Annotated in this window: 17 protein-coding genes; 16 read left to right on the top strand and 1 reads right to left on the bottom strand. The window is 54.3% G+C overall.

The window, feature by feature from the left end:
* Position 1: 1 nt before the first annotated feature.
* Complete coding sequence (locus tag QGM61_RS05540) at positions 2 to 1,093, bottom strand: polysaccharide deacetylase family protein (RefSeq protein WP_281132248.1); 1,092 nt, start codon at positions 1,091 to 1,093, stop codon at positions 2 to 4.
* A 299-nt stretch (positions 1,094 to 1,392) separates the two neighbouring features.
* On the opposite strand from QGM61_RS05540, the gene rpsB reads away from it, so the two are divergent.
* The 16 genes from rpsB (at position 1,393) to dnaE (ending at position 20,159) form a co-directional block, all read left to right on the top strand.
* Complete coding sequence (gene rpsB, locus QGM61_RS05535) at positions 1,393 to 2,172, top strand: 30S ribosomal protein S2 (protein WP_237133998.1); 780 nt, start codon at positions 1,393 to 1,395, stop codon at positions 2,170 to 2,172.
* A 145-nt stretch (positions 2,173 to 2,317) separates the two neighbouring features.
* Complete coding sequence (gene tsf, locus QGM61_RS05530) at positions 2,318 to 3,199, top strand: translation elongation factor Ts (protein ID WP_237133999.1); 882 nt, start codon at positions 2,318 to 2,320, stop codon at positions 3,197 to 3,199.
* Between the two features lie 100 nt (positions 3,200 to 3,299).
* Positions 3,300 to 4,037 (top strand): UMP kinase, encoded by a 738-nt coding sequence (gene pyrH, locus QGM61_RS05525; protein WP_237134000.1) that lies wholly within the window; start codon positions 3,300 to 3,302, stop codon positions 4,035 to 4,037.
* A gap of 12 nt (positions 4,038 to 4,049) precedes the next feature.
* Complete coding sequence (frr, locus tag QGM61_RS05520) at positions 4,050 to 4,607, top strand: ribosome recycling factor (protein WP_237134001.1); 558 nt, start codon at positions 4,050 to 4,052, stop codon at positions 4,605 to 4,607.
* Between the two features lie 20 nt (positions 4,608 to 4,627).
* Positions 4,628 to 5,395 (top strand): polyprenyl diphosphate synthase, encoded by a 768-nt coding sequence (gene uppS / locus QGM61_RS05515; protein ID WP_237134002.1) that lies wholly within the window; start codon positions 4,628 to 4,630, stop codon positions 5,393 to 5,395.
* Between the two features lie 9 nt (positions 5,396 to 5,404).
* The gene (locus QGM61_RS05510; RefSeq protein ID WP_237134003.1) at positions 5,405 to 6,316 is read left to right on the top strand and encodes a phosphatidate cytidylyltransferase; all 912 of its coding nucleotides are present in this window, start codon (positions 5,405 to 5,407) and stop codon (positions 6,314 to 6,316) included.
* Positions 6,313 to 7,527, top strand: coding sequence for a 1-deoxy-D-xylulose-5-phosphate reductoisomerase (ispC, locus tag QGM61_RS05505; protein ID WP_281132247.1), 1,215 nt, complete (start codon positions 6,313 to 6,315; stop codon positions 7,525 to 7,527). Before QGM61_RS05510 ends, ispC begins: the two co-directional genes overlap by 4 nt.
* A 16-nt stretch (positions 7,528 to 7,543) precedes the next feature.
* On the top strand, positions 7,544 to 8,935 hold the full coding sequence (gene rseP, locus QGM61_RS05500; RefSeq protein WP_237134005.1) for an RIP metalloprotease RseP: 1,392 nt from the start codon (positions 7,544 to 7,546) through the stop codon (positions 8,933 to 8,935).
* A 66-nt stretch (positions 8,936 to 9,001) separates the two neighbouring features.
* Positions 9,002 to 11,716: an outer membrane protein assembly factor BamA gene (gene bamA, locus QGM61_RS05495; protein ID WP_281132246.1), complete on the top strand. Its 2,715-nt coding sequence runs from the start codon at positions 9,002 to 9,004 to the stop codon at positions 11,714 to 11,716.
* Positions 11,717 to 11,811: 95 nt separating this feature from the next.
* On the top strand, positions 11,812 to 12,312 hold the full coding sequence (locus QGM61_RS05490; RefSeq protein WP_237134007.1) for an OmpH family outer membrane protein: 501 nt from the start codon (positions 11,812 to 11,814) through the stop codon (positions 12,310 to 12,312).
* 25 nt (positions 12,313 to 12,337) lie between these two features.
* Positions 12,338 to 13,399 (top strand): UDP-3-O-(3-hydroxymyristoyl)glucosamine N-acyltransferase, encoded by a 1,062-nt coding sequence (lpxD, locus tag QGM61_RS05485; protein WP_281132245.1) that lies wholly within the window; start codon positions 12,338 to 12,340, stop codon positions 13,397 to 13,399.
* A gap of 17 nt (positions 13,400 to 13,416) precedes the next feature.
* Positions 13,417 to 13,860 carry a 3-hydroxyacyl-ACP dehydratase FabZ gene (gene fabZ, locus QGM61_RS05480; protein WP_237134009.1) on the top strand — a complete coding sequence of 148 codons (444 nt, stop codon included), beginning with the start codon at positions 13,417 to 13,419 and terminating at the stop codon, positions 13,858 to 13,860.
* Positions 13,833 to 14,627: an acyl-ACP--UDP-N-acetylglucosamine O-acyltransferase gene (gene lpxA, locus QGM61_RS05475; protein WP_317622141.1), complete on the top strand. Its 795-nt coding sequence runs from the start codon at positions 13,833 to 13,835 to the stop codon at positions 14,625 to 14,627. Before fabZ ends, lpxA begins: the two co-directional genes overlap by 28 nt.
* Before the next feature lie 42 nt (positions 14,628 to 14,669).
* On the top strand, positions 14,670 to 15,842 hold the full coding sequence (lpxB, locus tag QGM61_RS05470; protein ID WP_237134011.1) for a lipid-A-disaccharide synthase: 1,173 nt from the start codon (positions 14,670 to 14,672) through the stop codon (positions 15,840 to 15,842).
* Between the two features lie 101 nt (positions 15,843 to 15,943).
* On the top strand, positions 15,944 to 16,573 hold the full coding sequence (rnhB, locus tag QGM61_RS05465; protein ID WP_237134651.1) for a ribonuclease HII: 630 nt from the start codon (positions 15,944 to 15,946) through the stop codon (positions 16,571 to 16,573).
* Between the two features lie 25 nt (positions 16,574 to 16,598).
* Positions 16,599 to 20,159 (top strand): DNA polymerase III subunit alpha, encoded by a 3,561-nt coding sequence (gene dnaE / locus QGM61_RS05460; protein ID WP_281132244.1) that lies wholly within the window; start codon positions 16,599 to 16,601, stop codon positions 20,157 to 20,159.
* Positions 20,160 to 20,205: the final 46 nt, after the last annotated feature.

Below are 20,205 nucleotides of genomic sequence, written 5' to 3'. Positions count from 1 at the left end.
CTCAATCGGCATTATCAGGGGTGCTTCGCGTCCAGAACTTGCTGAACCAGTAGTAGCGATTGGTCCCACGCTTCGGTGCTGTGCAGATATAGTTGAAGCGCCGCATCGCGAACTCCTGGCCTTCGGCTGGCTGAATACGGAAATGCACCGCTTCTCGATCCAGCCACTCCAGCTCCATGGGCTGACCATTGGCGTAACATCCCAGTTGACTGACGTTAAAATCCCCTGCCAGCTGCATGGTCACTGCCGGGCGGCGGCTGTCAGTCACTGGCGAGACCGGATCGATGTGTCGTACCTCAAAGGCCAGTGAATTCAGTTTGGTTGAAGCAGACTCAATATCGGCGAACGAGGCAGCCAATGGGTAGCGTGGCAGAGCCCGGAAATCCGAATGATAACCAACAGCGCCAGAGTTTTGAGCTAGTGCCGTAAACCCCAGCGACTCGATCATGTCGAGGATTTCCAGATCGTACTCACCGTACGGGTAGGCCAGTATCTTGTGTGACTGTCCGGTCTGTTCTTCGATGCGCGATTCCGCTGTCAACAATTCCTCTCGCAATCTTTGCAGTCTTCCTGCGTCGCTCTCGCCCGGCTGGGCGTCCACCATGTGCGGGTGATAAACCATGTGATTAGCGATAATCACGCCTTCGTCAGCCATCTTGCGTATCTGTGGCCAGGTCAGATATCCAGACTGTTCGTCATCAACTGGTTGAGTGCTGACAAACAGTGTCATGGGGTAGCCAAATTCCTTCAGCATGGGCCAGCCTGTGGTGTAGATCGACTCGTAGGCGTCATCAAAGGTCAGCGCCGCAACCTTGTCTGGCATCGGCTCCTGATTTTTGAGGGCCTCAATGACACGGTCCAGTGGCCAGACCGCGAAATCATTATCACGCAGGTATTCCAGTTGCGTGCGCAGTTCCTGGGCTGTCAGGCTGGTAGAGCGCGGTGTGCTGTCAGATACGTGGTGGTAGATCGTAATCACAGCGTGCTGGGCAATGGCGGGAGATGCCAGTGCGGTGCTTAGCGACACGGCGCAGGCGGCTAGCTTGATGGCGTTTCTGAGGGGGCTGATTTTTGACGGCTTCTTTGAGTTCATGGCGCTCTTTTGAAATCGGACTGGTGCTGGATGTATTGAGGAATTGACTGTCCTGACCATTCTGTCCCATATCCTGCAATGAGTTCAATTTAAATCAGTTTTTCTTTATGCGCGGTAGCTTTTGTGGTATAAAAGCGCGCGCTGAAAAACTGGCCCTCACCGCAGGGTGGTCAACAGCGTAATCTAAATAATGTCACACATGCACCGTCACATGTTTCCTGGGTGCCCGACGATCATATCGGTACGGGTTGGAGCATGGGGTGTGTGGAGGCCTAACCCTAAGTAAAAAGGTAATTATCATGACTGCAGTATCCATGAAGGACATGCTGAAGGCTGGCGTTCATTTCGGCCACCAGACCCGCTACTGGAACCCGAAGATGAAGCCGTACATTTTCGGCGCCCGTAACAAGATTCACATTATCAACCTGGAGCACACTGTTCCTGCATTCACCGACGCGCTGATGGCCATTCAGAGCCTTGCGTCGCGCAACAAGAAAATCCTGTTTGTTGGCACCAAGCGTGCGGCAGGCAAGATCATCAAGGAACAGGCAGAGCGTGCTGGCATGCCTTATGTTGACCACCGCTGGCTGGGTGGCATGTTGACCAACTACAAGACCATTCGTGGTTCTATCAAGCGTCTGCGTGATCTGGAAGCCCAGGAAACTGACGGCACACTCGAGCGTCTGACCAAGAAAGAAGCGCTGATGCGTCGTCGCGACAAAGACAAGCTGGAGCGCAGTATCGGTGGTATCAAGGATATGGCTGGACTGCCAGACGCATTGTTCGTGATTGACGTTGATCACGAGCGCATTGCAATCACTGAAGCCAACAGCCTGCGAATCCCTGTGATTGGTGTTGTGGACACTAACAGCAATCCAGATGGTATCGACTACCCAATCCCCGGCAACGACGACGCAATTCGCGCCATCGAACTGTACGCGCGGGCTGTGGCTGACGCCTGTCTGGCTGGCCGTAACCAGGGGAACCAACTGGGTGACAGCGATTTTGTGGAAGTAGACGAAGCAGCACAGGCCAGCGCGCCTGAAGCGGCAGCTGACGAGAACAGCGCGTCTGCCTGATGGCTGCGTGAATGCTGCCGGCAAACGGCAGCATTCATCATCGGTTGAGTAACTCCATTTTTCGAAGAAAAGGGGCTAGGCCCCTTTTTTTCAAAGTATTCAAAGTATTTAGACATTAATATAGAGATAATTTGAGGCGTTTATTATGGCTAACATTACAGCAGGTATGGTCAAGGAGCTGCGTGAGCGCACCGGTCTGGGCATGATGGATTGCAAAAAGGCTCTGGTTGAAGCCGAAGGCGACATGGAAAAAGCGATTGAAGACCTGCGTAAGTCAAGCGGTCTGAAAGCAGCCAAGAAAGCCGGTCGTACTGCTGCTGAAGGCGTTGTGATCACGCGTGTGGCGGACGATGGCAGCTACGCAGTTGTGGTCGAAGTGAACAGCGAAACAGACTTCGTGGCACGTGATGACAACTTCCTGGGCTTTGCCAACAAAATTACTGACCAGGCATTTGCTGGCAAGGAAAGTGACGTCGAGAAGCTGCTGGCTTCCGGCATTGAAGACGAGCGTCAGGCGCTGGTACAGAAGATCGGTGAGAACATCAATCTGCGTCGTATTCAGGTTGTTGAAGCGCCTGCAGGTGGTGTAGTTGACGCATACGTGCACAGCAATAACCGTATTGCCGTGCTGGTCGCCCTGTCCGGTGGCAATGCTGAACTGGCGCGAGATGTAGCGATGCATGTTGCGGCCGTTAACCCAATGGTTGTGCGTGCTGATGACGTTCCCCAGGAAGTTCTGGATAAAGAGCGGGAGATTTTCACGGCCCAGGCGGCAGAGAGTGGCAAGCCTGCAGAGATCATTGCCAAGATGATCGAAGGCCGCATTCGCAAATACGTGTCAGAAATTACACTGCTGGAACAGGCATTCGTTAAGGATCCTGATCAGACTGTCGGCGCGTTGCTGAAAGCAGCCGGTGCTGATGTGGTCGGATTTGTCCGCTACGAAGTCGGTGAAGGTATCGAGAAAGAAGTTGTCGATTTTGCTGAAGAAGTTGCTGCGCAGGCAGCAGCTGCCAAAAAGCAGTAAAATCTGGCTCACTGGCTCTGCAGCCGGCAATCGCCGGTTGCAGACCACAGCAGCTGACTGGAGATGCGTCCTTAAATCTAACCCTTGACTGGAGTAAACCATGGCAAAAGCGGATAAAAAGTATAAACGCATACTCCTGAAACTGAGCGGCGAAGCGCTGACGGGCGAGGCCGACTTCGGTATCGATCCCAAAGTGCTTGACCGTATGGCAGTCGAGGTTGGACAGCTGATAGGCCTTGGCATTGAGGTTGGCATGGTTATCGGTGGCGGCAACCTGTTCCGCGGCGCCGCGTTGCACTCGGCAGGTATGGAGCGCGTTACCGGCGACCATATGGGTATGCTGGCAACCGTCATGAATGCGCTGGCGATGCGTGATGCGCTTGAAAGGGCTGGTATCTCAACCCGTGTCATGTCTGCGATACCCATGAGTGGCGTGGTGGAGCATTATGATCGTCGTGCCGCCATTCGTCATCTGCGTAATGGCGATGTTGTCATCTTCGCTGCTGGCACCGGCAATCCATTTTTTACCACCGACTCGGCAGCCTGCCTGCGTGGCATCGAAATTGATGCACAACTGGTGCTCAAAGCCACAAAAGTTGATGGCGTTTACTCTGCGGATCCAATGCGAGTGCCAGATGCCGTCAAATACGACTACCTGACTTATGATGAAGTACTCGACAAGAAGCTGGGGGTCATGGACCTCACAGCAATCTGTCTGGTGCGCGATCACGATATTCCGGTCTGCGTGTTCAACATGCAGAAGCCCGGGTCGCTGTTGAATAATGTAATGGGAACAACCGATGGCACGCTGATTGGCGTCGTCCGACCAGAAGTCTGACAGGGGAACGTAATGATTGAAGAGATCATCAAAGATGCCGGCGAGCGCATGGACAAATCCATCCAGTCGCTGGAGCTGGCGTTTAATAAAATTCGGACCGGGCGCGCCCATCCGGGCATCCTGGACAGTGTAAACGTGCCGTACTACGGGGCAGACACACCGCTTAACCAGCTGGCCAATATTACCGTTGAAGAAGGCCGTCTGCTGGTTGTGACTCCTTGGGAGCGCCCCCTGATTGGTGATATCGAAAAAGCCATCATGAAATCAGATCTGGGCCTGAATCCATCCAACAATGGTGAGTCCATCCGTGTACCGATGCCAGCCCTGACGGAAGAAACCCGTCGCGAATATACCAAACAGGCCAAGGCCGAAGCGGAAAACGCGCGAGTCGCAATCCGCAATATTCGCCGCGATGCCAACAGCACGCTCAAAGATCTGCTTAAGGACAAGGAGATCAGTGAAGACGAGCAGCGCCGTGCAGAAGAGCGCATCCAGAAGTTGACTGATAAACACATTGCGGCTGTTGAAGCCACATACAGCGAGAAAGAGAAAGACTTGCTGTCAATCTGAAACCCTGGGTGGAACCGGATATGCAGAACAAGGACGGTGACGCGCAGACAGACGCTCGCAGCTTGCCACAGCATGTTGCCATCATCATGGATGGTAATAACAGGTGGGCCCGCAGTCGCGGCGAGCGTGGTGCAGTAGGGCATCGAGTGGGTGCGCAGATTGCCCGGGACGTGGTGTTTGGATGTGTGGATCGTGGAATTCCCTATCTGACCCTGTTTGCCTTCAGCAGCGAAAACTGGCTGCGGCCACGCAAGGAAGTACAGGGCCTGATGGCGCTGTTTCTGAATGTCCTGCAGCGCCATGAAATCGGCATGATGCATGAGCGTAATGTGCGACTGCAGTTCATTGGCAATCGTAGTTCCTTTGCACCCCGACTGCAGAGGCATATGAATGACGTTGAAAAACTGACGCGCAATAATACCGGGACGGTTGTGACTGTTGCTGCTGACTATGGTGGGCGCTGGGATATCGCACAGGCTGCCAGAGTTATGGCTGAGAAAGTTCAGCAAGGGGAGATTGCGGCATCTGATATCACCCCTGAGCTGCTTCAGCAACACATCTGTCTGGGTGATGTCCCGGAGCCGGATTTGTGCATACGAACTGGTGGCGAGCAACGCATCAGCAATTTTTTGCTGTGGCAGTTCGCCTATACTGAGTTCTATTTTACAGAGTGCTTCTGGCCTGACTTCAATGATCAGGTTTTTCAGCTGGCATTGGATGATTACAGTCGTCGACAGCGCCGTTTTGGCAGACAATCTGGTAGCGACGACGAATTGAACAATAATTAGAGGTTTGAATTGCTCAGGCAGAGAGTTCTGACAGCCATCGTCATGTTGCTCGGGTTGTACCTTGGCACCGCCTGGCTACCAGCGCCATATTTTGCAGTGTTTCTTGGCCTGGTTCTGCTGCCGGCGCTCTGGGAGTGGGGGCAACTGATGGGCCTGCGGCGCGCTGCTGAGCAGGCGGTCTGGACGCTGGGGTTTGCTGCAATTCTGATGCTTACCTTATTCCTGGTGTCACGCTCATCAGTACCCGGTGCAGATCTCGATGTAGCTGGTCAGTCACTGGGTACGGCAGTTTCCTCAATCAACGAAATGGCCCTCACTATGCTGATGGCTTTCGCGACACTGTTCTGGTTCTGGGTTTTCTGGACTATCAGACAGTACCCCAGTGGGCAGCATCGCTGGCAACAGCGCTGGAAAATCGGCGCACTCGGTGTGCTTTGTCTGCTGCCTACCTGGCTGGGACTGTACTACCTCAAGATGATTGAATCCTCGGGCGTGCTGGTTTTTGTGCTGGTGGCACTGGTCAGTGTTGTCGACATCGGAGCATATTTCAGCGGTCGAAAATGGGGTAACAGACGCCTGGCTCCAGCCTTGAGCCCGAAAAAATCCTGGGCCGGGTTCTGGGGCGGTCTGGCAAGTTGTGTTGCCCTGAGTGCGCTCCTGCTCGCCTGGCTGCACAGTCGTCAGCCCCTGAGTATTGATTTATGGGCGCTGTTGATGTGCCTGGCGGTGCTGCTGGCCGTTCTGTCGGTGGTCGGAGACCTTTTCGAGAGCATGCTCAAACGACATCGCGGTATTAAAGACAGTGGCCGCAGTCTGCCGGGTCATGGTGGTGTGCTTGATCGTATCGATAGCCTGATGGCTGCTACACCCGTATTTGTGCTTGCCCTGATCCTGCTCCGCGCCATGCCGGAGGTCCTGTGAACGTAACTGAAAAGCGATTGACGGTACTCGGGTCTACCGGCTCGGTTGGCGTCAGCACGCTGGATGTGGTCCGCAAAAATCCGCAGTTCTCTATTTATGCCCTGACGGCAAACACCAATCACCAGTTGATGACGCAGCAATGTCTTGAGTTCGCACCTGCTTATGCCGTCATGACTGATGCTGATGCCGCGCAGCAGCTTCGACAGGCCTTGCAGTCTGCTGGGAGCGAAACAGTGGTCCTCGGCGGTGTGGAAGCCCAGTCGCAGGTAGCCAGCGCCGCGGAAGTTGACGCCGTCATGGCTGCCATTGTCGGCGCGGTCGGAATGCTTCCGGCATTGGCTGCGGCATCAAGCGGCAAGCTGGTGTTGCTCGCAAACAAGGAAGCTCTGGTCATGGCCGGTGAGCTGTTTATGCAGGCTGCCCGGGAAAGCCAGGCGACAATCCTGCCAATAGACAGTGAGCACAATGCAATCTTTCAGTGTCTGCCTGCCTCAGCTCAGCAGGGGGAAGCCAAGCTGTTGAAGGCCGGTATCCGCAAAGTGATACTGACAGCCAGCGGTGGGCCATTCCTGAGCGCCGACACCAGTCAGCTTGACCGGGTAACCCCGGAACAGGCCTGCAAGCACCCGAACTGGTCAATGGGGCGCAAAATTTCAGTCGATTCGGCAACCATGATGAATAAGGGACTGGAGTTTATCGAGGCCTGCTACCTGTTCGACCTTGCCCCGGACCGTGTTGATGTCCTCGTTCATCCGCAGAGTATCGTCCATTCCATGGTTGAGTACGAAGACGGGTCGGTGCTGGCCCAGCTGGGCAGCCCTGATATGCGTGTGCCCATTGCTCATGCACTGGGCTGGCCGTCCCGGATCAGCTCCGGCGCGAGCTTTCTTGACCTTGCGGCAGGTCCGGATCTTCAGTTTATGCGGCCTGACATGACACGCTTTCCCTGTCTTGAACTGGGAATCGAAGCGGCCAAGCGCGGTGGCGCCTCGCCGGCAGTGCTTAATGCTGCCAATGAAGTGGCGGTGGCTGCATTCCTGGGCAGACGGGTGGCGTTTACTGACATATCACGTATCATCGCCGCCACACTTGAGCAAATAACTTGTCGCGGGCCGGTCTCACTGGCTATGATTCAAGAGATGGATACGCAGGCGAGGTCGGTGGCAGGCGAATTGGTTGCCACCTTGCAAAGGCGCTCACGCACTGCATAACAATCCGGTGGAGTTTATGCTGCAAACCCTGATAGTCAATATATTGGCCCTGATTGTCACCCTGGGCATTCTCGTTACCATTCACGAGTTTGGACACTTCTGGGTGGCCAGGCGCTGTGGCGTCAAAGTGCTGCGCTTCTCCATTGGGTTCGGCAAGGCGGTAAAAACCTGGGTAGGCAAGGATGGCACTGAGTACGTCATAGCCCCGATTCCGCTGGGTGGTTATGTGAAGATGCTTGGCCAGGAAGACACCAATGCGGAAGCCGGCAGCTCGGTTCCCGAATCGCAGCGCCACATGGCTTTTAACTACAAACCCATCTGGCAGCGATTTGCCATTGTAGCGGCGGGGCCACTGGCCAACTTCCTGCTCGCGATTCTGGTGTTCTGGGTAATCAATGTTGCCTACGGCCAGCGTGGTATTGCGCCGGTGATTGCCAACGTGGAAACTGAATCACCGGCATGGCAGGCCGGTCTGCGCCCGGGTGACGAAATACTGGCCGTCGATGGTCAACCCGTGGACATCTGGCAGCAGGTGGTCATGGCGCTGCTCGATAGAATGGGCGAGAGCGGCGCCGTGAGTATTTCGGCATCACCAGGCAACAGCGATGCCGTCAACGAGTACAGTCTGTCTATCAACAGCTGGTTGTCGGACACCACCGAACCCAACCCGCTTGTTGAACTGGGCATCGTGCAGTATGAGATTCCTCCGATTATCGACATGGTTGTGCCGGGTGGAGCTGCCGAGACAGGAGGCCTGCAATCCGGGGATCGGATAGTTGCGGCTGATGGCGAGACAGTGACCGACTGGATGCAATGGGTCAATATCGTTCGAGGCTCTGCGGAACTGCCTCTGGAAGTTGTTGTCCAACGCGGAGCGTCCGAGGTGGCGTTGACTTTGGTGCCAGACGTCGGGCAGGCGCAGGATGGCAGTCGAATTGGTGTGATCGGGGCTGGTGTGCAGGCATTTGATCTGTACGGAAGCCTGCCACCGGAGCATCGCCGCGAGGTGTCTTACAACCCGCTGACTGCGATTGTCCCGGCGGTAGTGGAAACCTGGGACAAGTCGGTGTTCGTGCTCGACTCAATCAAAAAGATGGTTGTCGGGCTGATTTCCGTCAAGAATATTAATGGTCCAATTACCATTGCGCAGGTTGCTGGTGAAACGGCGACATATGGTCTGGAAGTATATCTCGGCTTTTTGGCAATCCTCAGCATAAGTCTGGGCGTGCTTAATCTGCTGCCCATACCGGTGCTCGATGGAGGTCATTTGTTGTATTACACCATAGAAGCTATCATACGCCGTCCCGTGCCAGAGCGCGTTCAGGCGATGGGCTTGCAACTGGGATTGCTGATGATCGGGGGTATCATGATGTTGGCCCTGTATAACGATGTGACTCGACTGCTGTAAATGACGGCAGGGCACGGCTGACATCAAAAAATTTACCAAGAATAAGTCCGGACTCGTTAGAACTTCATGATTAGAATTTGCCGTAGTGTATTGCTGACGAGTGCCTTATTGGGCACTACCGTCATGACCACCAGTGTTCCAACAGTCGCCCAGAATCAGCAACAGGGCTTCGAAATCACCGATATCCGAATTGACGGGCTGCAACGCATCTCTCCGGGGGTGATGTTCAGCCTGCTGCCAGTCAGCATTGGTGACTACTTTGAACCCGGCATGGCTGCTCAGGTCATTCGGGCTATTACCGAATCACAGTATTTTGAAGAGGTCGAAGTCGCCCGCGAAGACGGCGTCCTTCTGATAACGGTCCTCGAACGTCCGTCAGTCAGTGAAATCAATATTTCGGGTAACCGTGTTCTGCAGACAGAAGATATTCTGCGCAATATGGAATCCGCTGAAATCGTTGAGGGTGGTATCTTCACCCGTTCTACGCTGGAAGCGATCCGTCAGGGTATCCAGGAAGTGTATTCGTCTCGTGGGCGATATGGCACTACCGTTGATATTGAAGTAACCGATCTGCCACGTAATCGTGTTGCTATTGACATGACGGTGAACGAGGGTGAAGAAAGTCGCATTCGTGGCGTCAATGTTGTTGGCAATAACGTCTATGAGAATGACGAACTGCTGGAGCTGATGGACCTTGGGGTGAAGCCCTGGTACCTGCCTTTCAGTGGTCGTGACAATTATTCGCGAGAGCAGTTTGAAGGTGACCTCGAACGTATCACGTCGCACTATCTGGACAACGGTTTTGCCCGGTTCAATATCGATTCGACACCGGTTTCAGTTACCCCGGATAACGAAGACATCTATATCACCATCAATGTCAGTGAAGGGCAGGCCTACACGGTCAGCAACGTGGACCTGGTGGGTGACCTGGTTAATGCCGAAGCGATTCTGCGCGCCTACACACTGGTGGGTCCCGGTCAGACTTATTCCCAGGCGCTGATCACGGCCAGCGAAGAATACATGACGCAGATTCTTGGCAATCTGGGTTATGCCTTTGCTGAAGTTGAAGGTGTGCCAGAGGTAAACGACGAAGATCAGACAGTTGAAGTGATATTTTATGTTGAACCTGGTGCGCGGACCTACGTCAATCGCATCAACTACCGGGGCAACATTGCGACAGCGGACGATGTCCTGCGCCGCGAAATGCGACAGCTTGAAAGTGCACCGGCCTCTAGTCAACAGATCGAGTTTTCCAAAGTGCGCCTGGAGCGCCTAGGTTACTTCTCTACGGTAGAAGTGGAAACCGTTGAAGTCCCGGGCATGACCGACCAGATCGATGTCGAATTCGACGTTGAAGAACAGAACTTCGGCAGCATTTCATTCAGTGTTGGCTCTGGTGGTGGAGGTGACTGGTTCATTTCCACAGACCTGCAGGCCGAAAATTTTCTGGGGACAGGTCGAACAGTTTCTGTAGGTCTGAACCGAAGCTATTACAGCTCCAGTGCCCGCTTCAGTTACGTGGACCCTTATTACACGCCTGATGGTGTCAGCCGCGGCTTCAGTCTGTTTGCCCAGAAGCAGGACTCTTTCCTGAACGTTGCCAGTTTCTCGACGACGTCCTATGGCGGCTCAGTCAGCTTCAGCTATCCTATAGATGAATTCCAGCAGATTGGTTATAACCTGGGTTACAGCCATACAGAATTGACTTCCGGCACCGGCTTCTCCGTGCAGGAAATCGAATCTACACCCAAACTGAATCCGAATATCAATCGCTACATAATCAGTCCGGCCAATATCAATCCCTGGGAAGGTCCCGTGCGTGATGCCATTTTTGGCAACATCAGTGACCTGTCGGAGGAATATCTTAATCAGGGCGTAGAACCAGGTTTCATTGATAAGTATGGTCGCTCTTTCGACAATTTTACCATCACAACTAACTGGATCCGCAATACGCTGAATAGAGGCCAGCTGGCTACCCGAGGCTTCTTCCAGCAGGCGTCGGCAGAAATAACCCTGCCAGGCAGCGATCTGGAATATTACCGCCTGAGTTACAACACTGACTATTACAAGCCGGTGTTTGGCGAAGACTGGGTATTCCGACTGCGAACCAATTTTGGTTACGGTGACGGTTATGGCGATACCGGTGAGCTGCCGTTTTTCCAGAACTATTTTGCGGGTGGTCTTGCCTACAACGGTTCTGTTCGCGGCTTTGAGGAAAACAGCCTTGGACCGCGCAGTACACCGCCGGCCATATACAGCACAGACTTCACCGAGCTGGCAAAAGATGAAAATGGCGACATCATCATCAACCAGGCAGGCAGTCCGCAAGGTTTTGATCGCAACTCACAGGGCTACGTAACGGCGCCGGTGCTTGATGAGAACAACCAGCCCTTACTGGACGAAAATGGCAACCAGTTGCGTCAGTTAGTCACCAGTACGCGGGATATCTATGGCGATCGTAACAATTTTGGTGGCAACCTGCTGACAACAGCTTCATTCGAGCTGCTGTTCCCGCTACCGTTTGTTGATGATCGCAGCCGTGTCCGTTCAAGCCTGTTTGTTGACGTAGGCAGTGTGTTCTCAACGGATTGCACCCTGCGTCAGACGCGTAACAATAACTGCTCCGATTTCGACACTGGCGAGCTGCGCTACTCGGTTGGTGTTGGCGTGACCTATCTGTCGCCATTTGGACCTTTGACTTTCTACCTGGCCAAACCGTTCACCAAAGACGACAACGACCGTACCAAGAGTTTCGACTTTACGATTGGAGCAGGTTTCTGATCACAGTGCTATAATGCGCCTCCCTGATCGACTGGTCAGGGCCAAATTCATGTAAGTTTCTAATTATTTAGAATAGGGTGATGATGATGAGAAAGATGATGATACTGGTTGCTGCCTGGCTGCTGGTTGGCAACACGGCAATGGCGCAGTCGCAACCGGTTATAGGTATCATTAACCTCGAACAGGCACTGTTTAACACAGATGCTGCCCGTGAGCTGGAAGCGAACACCCGTAGTCAATTTGCTTCTGATGAGCAGCGTCTGGAGCGATTGAACACTGAATTGCGTGAGATCATCGAGCGCGCCCAGCGTGATGAATCCATCCTGAGCGAGCAGGAACTGCAGCAGCTTAACTCCGACGCCGAAGAGCGTCAGGTACAGATGCAGGTTATTGCCGAGCGCCTGCAGAATGCCTGGAATCAGCGTCAGCAGCAGTTCATTGAAAGCCAGCGTCAGTTCCTCGGACAGGCAATTGAGGCGGTGGTTGAAGAAGGTAATTACGATCTGGTTCTCAATGCAGAGTCTGTTGCATACTTCAATAACAGCTATGACATCACTGCGCTGGTGACGGCGAAACTCAACGAGCTGGCACGATAAGCGCCCTGAAGTTGCGGTAAAGACGATGGGATCTGTCACGCTGGGTGAGTTGGCACAGCATCTTGGCACTGAGCTGAATGATGCTGGCCAGCGGGTGACAGATCTTCCCATCACAGGTCTTGCGACCCTGGCCACAGCTACATCCGGTCAACTCAGTTTTCTCAGTAATCCCAAGTATATCAAGCAGCTGGCGAAGTCAGATGCCTCAGCATTTATTGTGCACCCGGATATGCTCGAGCTGGTTGACAAACCCTGCCTGGTGACCCGCAAGCCCTACGTCGCTTACGCGCATGCGTCACAACTGTTCGCCAGCATGGAAGCACAGGAATCCGGGGCAGATCACGACGGGTCGGGTATCGATGCCAGTGCGCGGGTCAGTCCCCAGGCAGTGATCGGCGAAAGAGTCGTCATCGGGCCCGGCGCCGTCATAGATGCAGCTGTTGTTATTGGTGACGGCACCCGGATAGGCGCCAATGTCAGCATAGGTCGCGGTTCCCGCCTCGGCAGCGACTGTGTTATCCACGCCAATGTCAGTATTTATCAGCGGGTACACATCGGTAGCCGTGTTATTTTGCACTCTTCAGTCGTTATCGGCGCCGATGGATTCGGGTTTGCCTTCGATGGTGAGCGTTCGGTAAAGATCGCCCAGCTTGGGTCTGTAAGATTGGGAGACGACGTCGAAGTAGGGGCGGGCAGTACCATTGATCGCGGAGCTCTGGACGACACCGTGATTGGTAACGGCGTAAAGATAGACAATCAGGTCCAGATTGGGCATAACTGCACAGTAGGGGATCACACGGTCATCTGCGGATGTACCGCATTGGCCGGCAGCACGCACATTGGTCGCTACTGCCTCATCGGCGGTGGTGTAGGGATAACCGGACATCTGACAATTGCCGACAAAGTAAGCATTGGGGCGATGTCCATGGTCAGTCGTTCTGTGGACAAGCCAGGTGTTTATGCATCGGGCGCGATACTGCAGGAAAGCAGTCAATGGCGCCGTAATGCGGTGGCGCAGACCAAGTTGGCAGACCTGTCCAAAGCGCTGCGAACTATTGAAAAGCAACTGGGCAAACGCCAGTTGTGACACTCAGGAATAAAACTATGATGAATGTGGAAGAAATCAAGGAGTACCTGCCCCAGCGATACCCGTTTTTGCTGGTGGATCGTGTGGTCAGCATGGAGCTGGGCAAATCAATCGTGGCGTACAAAAATGTCACTGTGAATGAACCCTTTTTTAACGGGCATTTCCCAGATTATCCGATTATGCCAGGCGTTCTCATTATCGAAGCGCTGGCTCAGGCTGCTGGTGTGCTGGGCTTCAAAAGCCAGGAGAAAAAACCCAAGGACGGTTATCTGTACTACTTTGTAGGTGCGGATGAAGTCCGACTGAAACGGCCAGTGGTGCCAGGCGATCGACTGACGCTGGAAGCCACTATCCTGACCAGTAAGCGCGGGATCTACAAATTCCAGTGCCGCGCTTCCGTCGACAATGAACTTGTCGGTGAAGCGACAATCATGTGCGCAGAGAGGAAGCGAGAACAGTGATAGACCCGCGCGCGATCATTGACCCTTCTGCCAAAATAGCTGACAACGTCAGTATTGGACCCTGGAGTATTATCGGTCCCAATGTTGAAATTGGTGAAGGAACGACCATAGCGTCTCATGTCGTTATCAAATCGAACACCCGGTTGGGTAAAGGTAATCAGGTGTACCAGTTTGCATCTGTTGGTGAGGATCCGGCTGACAAGAAATTTGCTGGAGAAGATACCTGGCTGGAAGTAGGCGACAACAATATCATCAGAGAAGGCTGTACGCTGCACAGAGGTACCGGTGCGGGCGGGTCGTATACGCGTATTGGCAGTAACAACCTGCTGATGGCGTACGTACACGTTGCACATGACTGTATCGTCGGGAACAACACGGTATTCGCCAACAACGCAGGTTTGTCCGGACACGCCGAGGTTGATGACTGGGCGATTCTGGGCGGTTTTGCCGGGGTCAACCAGTTTCTACGTATTGGTGCGCATGCCATGGTTGGTGGTATGACACATATTTCACATGACGTGCCTGCCTACGTAATTGTCAGCGGCTCTCCTGCAGCCGTTCGCAGCGTCAACACAGTAGGGCTTGAACGTCGCGGCTTTGACGCAGAAACCGTCAAACTAATTCGGGATGCGTTTAAAACTGTCTATAAGCGGGGCCTGAGCCTGGAAGAGGCGCGTGAAAGTCTGACACCAGTTGCAGAAACAAACCCCGCATTGGCAGTTTTTCTGAAATCCATCACCGGATCGACAAAAGGCATTCACCGCTAGGCGGCCCCGGTTCCAGTCACAACGTTAGTTGATGAGGCAGGTATGCTGATAGGGATCGTTGCCGGAGAAGAGTCTGGCGATATTCTGGGAGCGGGGCTGATGCAGCAGTTGCGCCAGCGTTATCCTGAGGCCCGGTTTATGGGCGTTGGTGGCCCCCGGATGCTCGCGCAGGGATTCGTCAGCATTACCCCCATGGAACGCCTTTCGGTGATGGGGTTTGTTGAACCTCTGGGGCGGTTGCCTGAATTGCTGCGCCTGAAACGGGACTTGCTGTCGCTCTATCAGCGCGAACGTCCTGCCGTCTTTATTGGTATCGACTCACCCGGTTTTAACCTGCGGCTGGAGCAACCACTGCGTGCGTCCGGTATCAAAACAGTTCATTATGTGAGCCCCAGTGTCTGGGCTTGGGGAGAGGGACGCATCAAACGCATTGCTCAATGCGTTGACCTGATGCTGACACTGTTTCCATTCGAATCAGAAATTTATCGCAGCAATGCAATCCCGGCGCGCTGCGTTGGGCATCCACTGGCAGACGAGACCGACCCCGATGCCGATCAGCAGGCCGTAAAGCTGCATCAGCGGGAGGCCCTGGGGCTGGCCAGTGATGCCGACTGGATCTGTTTGATGCCAGGTAGCCGTCGTAACGAAGTACAGAGGCTGGCACCGGTTTTTCTTGACGCAGCGATTGCCTGTCTGCGACAGCGCAGCACAGTTCGGTTTGTCATACCCTGTGCCAACGATTCACGCTACCATCAGCTTGTGCAGATGATGGATCAGCACGCGGCGTTGAGCCCGGAAATCAGAAATCACTTTGTATTATTGAACGGCCAGTCGCATGAGGCCATGCAGGCCTGTGATCTGGTTGTACAGGCATCAGGCACCGCGACGCTGGAAGCCATGTTGCTGCAGCGTCCCATGGTGGTCTGCTACAAACTTGCGCCAATCACCTGGATGCTGGCGTCGCGCATGTTGCGGGTGCCGTGGGTTGCATTGCCCAATCTGCTTGCCGGCAGGCAGCTGGTGCCGGAGTACCTTCAGCACGCAGCCACACCAGAGGCAGTCACGCAGTGTCTGCTGACCTGGCTGAACGAACCGGAGCGGACCGAGAATCTGGCTGAAGAGTTTGCCCGGATTCACCGCACTCTGAAACGCGATGCCAACCGTCAGGCTGCTGAGGCTGTAGCAGAGCTGATCGAGACTGAAGCTGGCAGCTGACACCCTGGCGGAACGGAAAGACATGAAGTGCTGCGCCAGCTGTGCTTTCTGTTATCAAAAAACAATAACACCAGAAGGAAAGTAGCTTGGTGGATACTTATCTGCAATCTGGATTCGAATTTGCTTCTGACATCTCTGGCCCGATAGCAGGAGTTGATGAAGCTGGCCGTGGGCCTTTGGCCGGCGCTGTTTACGCGGCGGCTGTTATTCTGCCAGAAAAGTATGATCTGCCCTTCCTGAATGACTCAAAAAAACTGACCGAGAAGCGACGACTGAATCTATTTCGCCAGATTCAGGAGCAGGCGGTATGTTACGCCATAGCCTGTGCCGAGCCCGAAGAGATTGATCAGCTGAACATACTGCAGGCCAGCCTGTTGGCCATGCACCGCGCGGTAGATGCTCTGTCTGAGACCCCCGAATTTGTCTTTGTAGATGGCAATCGCTGTCCTGTCTGGTCCTATCGATCGACAGCTGTTGTGCAGGGTGACAGCCGTGTTGATTGCATTGCGGCAGCATCGATTCTTGCCAAGGTTGCGCGCGACAATGTTATGCTCGAACTGCACGAGCAGTACCCTGACTACGGCTTTGCAAAGCACAAGGGATATCCAACAGCCGAGCATCTGGCTGCCCTGGAACGACTGGGCCCCTGCAACGCCCACCGCCGAAGTTTTGCACCAGTCAAAGCCCGCCTGGCACAGGCACCAAATCTGAGGCAGGTGGGCAGGAATTGATACATCGATGGAGACACACTGACAGATGAGCGGCCTAGACTTTGTCCACCTTCGGGTTCACACAGAATATTCTATTGTCGACGGACTGGTTCGTGTCAAACCGCTGATCAACACCGTCGCCGAAGCGGGTATGCCGGCGGTCGCAGTAACAGACCAGAGCAACCTGTTTGCCATGATCAAGTTCTACAGCGGCGCCATGGCGGCAGGTGTAAAACCCATTTGTGGCTGCGATATTCTGGTTGAGAACACGGACAACCGGGAACGCCCGTTTCCCCTGGTGTTGCTGGTCCGTAATCTCAATGGTTACCGCAATCTGACGCGCCTGATTTCCATGTCGTATACGCAGAAAGAAGGGCACGGCAGTCCGACCATAAAGCGTGAATGGCTGGAGGCACATGCTGACGGGCTGATTGCTTTGTCAGGCGGTCCGGAAGGTGAGGTCGGGCGACTGTTGAATGAACGCGATACCGCCGGTGCGCGCAGCGCCCTTGACTGGTGGATGAGACTTTTTCCGGAAAGTTTTTTCCTTGAAATACAGCGCTGTGGTCGTGCTGGCGAAGAGGCCTATATTCAGGCCGCGGTGAACCTCGCCTCGGAAGCCGGCTGCCCATTGGTTGCTACCAACGATGTGCGCTTTCTCAAGCCGGAAGATTTTGAAGCACATGAAGTGAGAGTGTGCATTCATGAACGTCGCACGCTCGATGATCCGCGCCGCCCGCGTCACTACACAGAGTCGCAGTACCTGAAGACCCCGGATGAGATGCGAGAGCTGTTTGCTGATATCCCGGAGGCGCTGAGTAATACCGTCAGTATTGCCATGCGCTGCAATCTTGATATCGAGCTGGGTAAACCCTTCCTGCCCAATTATCCTGTGCCACCGGGTATGAGTATGGACGAATATTTTCGTCAGCTCAGTCGCGAAGGCCTGGAGCAGCGCCTCCCGAGACTGTTTTATGAATCTCACGGGCGCAGCTATGAAGCACAGGATGCCGATTGCATGGCTTTCAGTGAGCCGTACTACAAGCGCCTCGATTTCGAGCTGGATGTCATCATACAGATGGGATTTCCTGGTTATTTTCTTATCGTGATGGAGTTCATCCAGTGGGCCAAGAACAATGGTGTGCCGGTTGGGCCGGGGCGAGGCTCGGGCGCAGGGTCAATTGTAGCTTATGCGCTAGGCATCACGGATCTGGATCCACTTAAATATGACCTGCTGTTTGAGCGCTTCCTGAACCCGGAAAGGGTTTCCATGCCTGATTTCGACGTCGACTTCTGCATGGAGGGGCGTGACCGTGTGATTCAGCACGTTGCTGAACTATACGGGAAGGACGCAGTGTCCCAGATTATCACTTTCGGAACCATGGCTGCCAAAGCTGTAGTACGAGACGTGGCACGTGTGCAAGGTAAATCCTATGGTCTGGCGGACAAGTTATCCAAACTGATTCCATTTGAAGTCGGTATGACGCTTACCAAGGCTATGGAACAGGAAGAAGCCCTGCGCGAATTTGTCGAAGGTGACGAAGACGCCCAGGAAATTATGGAGATGGCGTTTAAACTCGAAGGTATCACGCGCAATGTTGGCAAACATGCCGGTGGCGTGGTGATTGCGCCAACGGTGCTGACTGACTTCTCACCGCTTTACTGTGACGAGAACGGCGACGGTCTGGTCACTCAGTTCGACAAGAACGATGTGGAAACCGCCGGGCTGGTCAAGTTTGACTTTCTTGGTCTTCGAACGCTGACCATTATTGACTGGGCAATCAAGATGATTAACGCCCAGGAGCCTGACCGTCACAACAATCCTCTCGATATTACAGCCATCCCACTGGATGATGCCCGGGTGTATCAGCTGCTGCAGCGGGGCGATACCACTGCAGTTTTTCAGCTGGAATCCAGAGGGATGAAGGAGTTGATTCGTCGCCAGTTGCCCAGCTGTTTTGAAGATATCGTGGCATTGGTGGCCTTGTTCCGTCCTGGCCCGCTGCAGTCGGGAATGGTGGATGATTTTATCAACCGTAAACATGGTCGTGCGGATGTTGCTTATCCACACCCTGACCTGGAGCCGGTATTGAAGAACACCTATGGTGTGATTCTTTATCAGGAACAGGTGATGCAGATTGCCCAGGTGCTTGCCAATTACAGCCTGGGTGAAGCGGATATGCTGCGCCGCGCGATGGGCAAAAAGAAACCAGAAGAAATGGAGAAACAACGCTCCATTTTTCTTGAGGGTGCGGCTGCCAATGGGCTGGATGCGGATCTGGCTGGATCCATTTTCGACCTGATGGAAAAATTTGCCGGCTACGGTTTTAACAAGTCACACTCGGCGGCTTACGCGCTGGTATCCTATCAGACTGCCTGGCTGAAGCAGCATTACCCGGCCTATTTCATGGCCGCGGTGTTGTCGGCCGATATGCAGAACACCGACAAGGTGGTTACCCTGATTGAAGAATGCCGGTCAATGGAACTGCCACTTGTCGAGCCCAGCGTGAATATTGGCGCCTACAATTTTACCGTCAATGACAAGGGCGAAGTGGTTTATGGCCTTGGTGCGATCAAAGGCCTTGGGGAGGGCCCGATCAACGCCATTATTGAAGCGCGTACTGCAGGGGGTGCGTTCACGTCATTGCTCGACTTCTGCCAGCGGGTGGACCTAAAGACGGTCAATAAACGTGCTTTGGAGGCCATGGTTAAAGCAGGCGCCATGGATTGCCTGGTGGATGCCGATGCAGATACAGCGCGTGCACGGTTGTTTGCCTCAATCGCCGACACTGTTCAGGCAGCAGAGCAGAGCAGCCGCAATCAGGCCGCCGGCGTGATGGATATGTTTGGTGATATTGCACCTGTCACTGAATCCTCTGATGCAGCGGCGCTCAAACCGGCCCGGCCGTGGAGTCAGCAGCAACGTCTTCGCGAGGAGAAGGAAACCCTGGGCCTGTATCTGAGCGGTCACCCCATCGATGAATATCTGCCCGAATTGTCACGTCTGACCAGGGACCGGATCGCCAATCTTCGGCCGGAACGGGAAGCTCAGTGGGTTGCTGGCCTGGTAGTCGGTATGCGCACAATGCGCAGTCAACGCGGCGACCTGATTGCATTTATCACGCTTGACGACCGAAGCGGGCGATTCGAAGTGTCACTGTTTGCAAAAGAGTACGAGCAATATCGTGATCTTCTGCAGAAAGACGCCATCCTGCTGGTTGAGTGCCAGGTGTCCATGGACGATTTCAGTGGTGGCATGCGTGGCCGCACACGGCAGGTACTGAGTCTGACACAGGCCCGGCAGAAGTTTGCCCGTGCGCTTGAGCTGACACTGAGCGCCGACCGGCTGCACCCCGACTTCAGCAAGCGGCTGGCGGCGTGCCTTGATCCTTATCGCCGGCCATTACCGGTCGCCGGGACGGATCCTGACGAGAACGCAGAACCAGTGCTGAAGCCTTGCCGGGTGCGCATATGCTATCGGCGACCGGACGTGGATGGGTGGTTACAGCTGGGTGATGACTGGTGTGTGCTGCCAGAGCAGGATCTGCTGCAGGAGCTGGGTGAAATGTTTGGTCGTGAGTCAGTTGCTGTCGCTTACGGGCACTGATGCCAGTGCGGCTGGACAGGCCGAAAGCTGGCTGTCAGAAAGGAGA

This window comes from Pseudohongiella sp. SYSU M77423 (genome assembly GCF_029911965.1).
Lineage (GTDB): Bacteria > Pseudomonadota > Gammaproteobacteria > Pseudomonadales > Pseudohongiellaceae > Pseudohongiella.
This window is presented reverse-complemented; position numbering and strand designations above follow the sequence as displayed.

What these genes read in the sequence shown, in the direction of transcription:
- QGM61_RS05540 (WP_281132248.1), bottom strand. Translation starts at nt 1,093, where the DNA reads ATGAACTCAAAGAAGCCGTCAAAAATCAGCCCCCTCAGAAACGCCATC.
- rpsB (WP_237133998.1), top strand. Translation starts at nt 1,393, where the DNA reads ATGACTGCAGTATCCATGAAGGACATGCTGAAGGCTGGCGTTCATTTC.
- tsf (WP_237133999.1), top strand. Translation starts at nt 2,318, where the DNA reads ATGGCTAACATTACAGCAGGTATGGTCAAGGAGCTGCGTGAGCGCACC.
- pyrH (WP_237134000.1), top strand. Translation starts at nt 3,300, where the DNA reads ATGGCAAAAGCGGATAAAAAGTATAAACGCATACTCCTGAAACTGAGC.
- frr (WP_237134001.1), top strand. Translation starts at nt 4,050, where the DNA reads ATGATTGAAGAGATCATCAAAGATGCCGGCGAGCGCATGGACAAATCC.
- uppS (WP_237134002.1), top strand. Translation starts at nt 4,628, where the DNA reads ATGCAGAACAAGGACGGTGACGCGCAGACAGACGCTCGCAGCTTGCCA.
- rseP (WP_237134005.1), top strand. Translation starts at nt 7,544, where the DNA reads ATGCTGCAAACCCTGATAGTCAATATATTGGCCCTGATTGTCACCCTG.
- bamA (WP_281132246.1), top strand. Translation starts at nt 9,002, where the DNA reads ATGATTAGAATTTGCCGTAGTGTATTGCTGACGAGTGCCTTATTGGGC.
- QGM61_RS05490 (WP_237134007.1), top strand. Translation starts at nt 11,812, where the DNA reads ATGATGATACTGGTTGCTGCCTGGCTGCTGGTTGGCAACACGGCAATG.
- lpxD (WP_281132245.1), top strand. Translation starts at nt 12,338, where the DNA reads ATGGGATCTGTCACGCTGGGTGAGTTGGCACAGCATCTTGGCACTGAG.
- fabZ (WP_237134009.1), top strand. Translation starts at nt 13,417, where the DNA reads ATGATGAATGTGGAAGAAATCAAGGAGTACCTGCCCCAGCGATACCCG.
- lpxB (WP_237134011.1), top strand. Translation starts at nt 14,670, where the DNA reads ATGCTGATAGGGATCGTTGCCGGAGAAGAGTCTGGCGATATTCTGGGA.
- dnaE (WP_281132244.1), top strand. Translation starts at nt 16,599, where the DNA reads ATGAGCGGCCTAGACTTTGTCCACCTTCGGGTTCACACAGAATATTCT.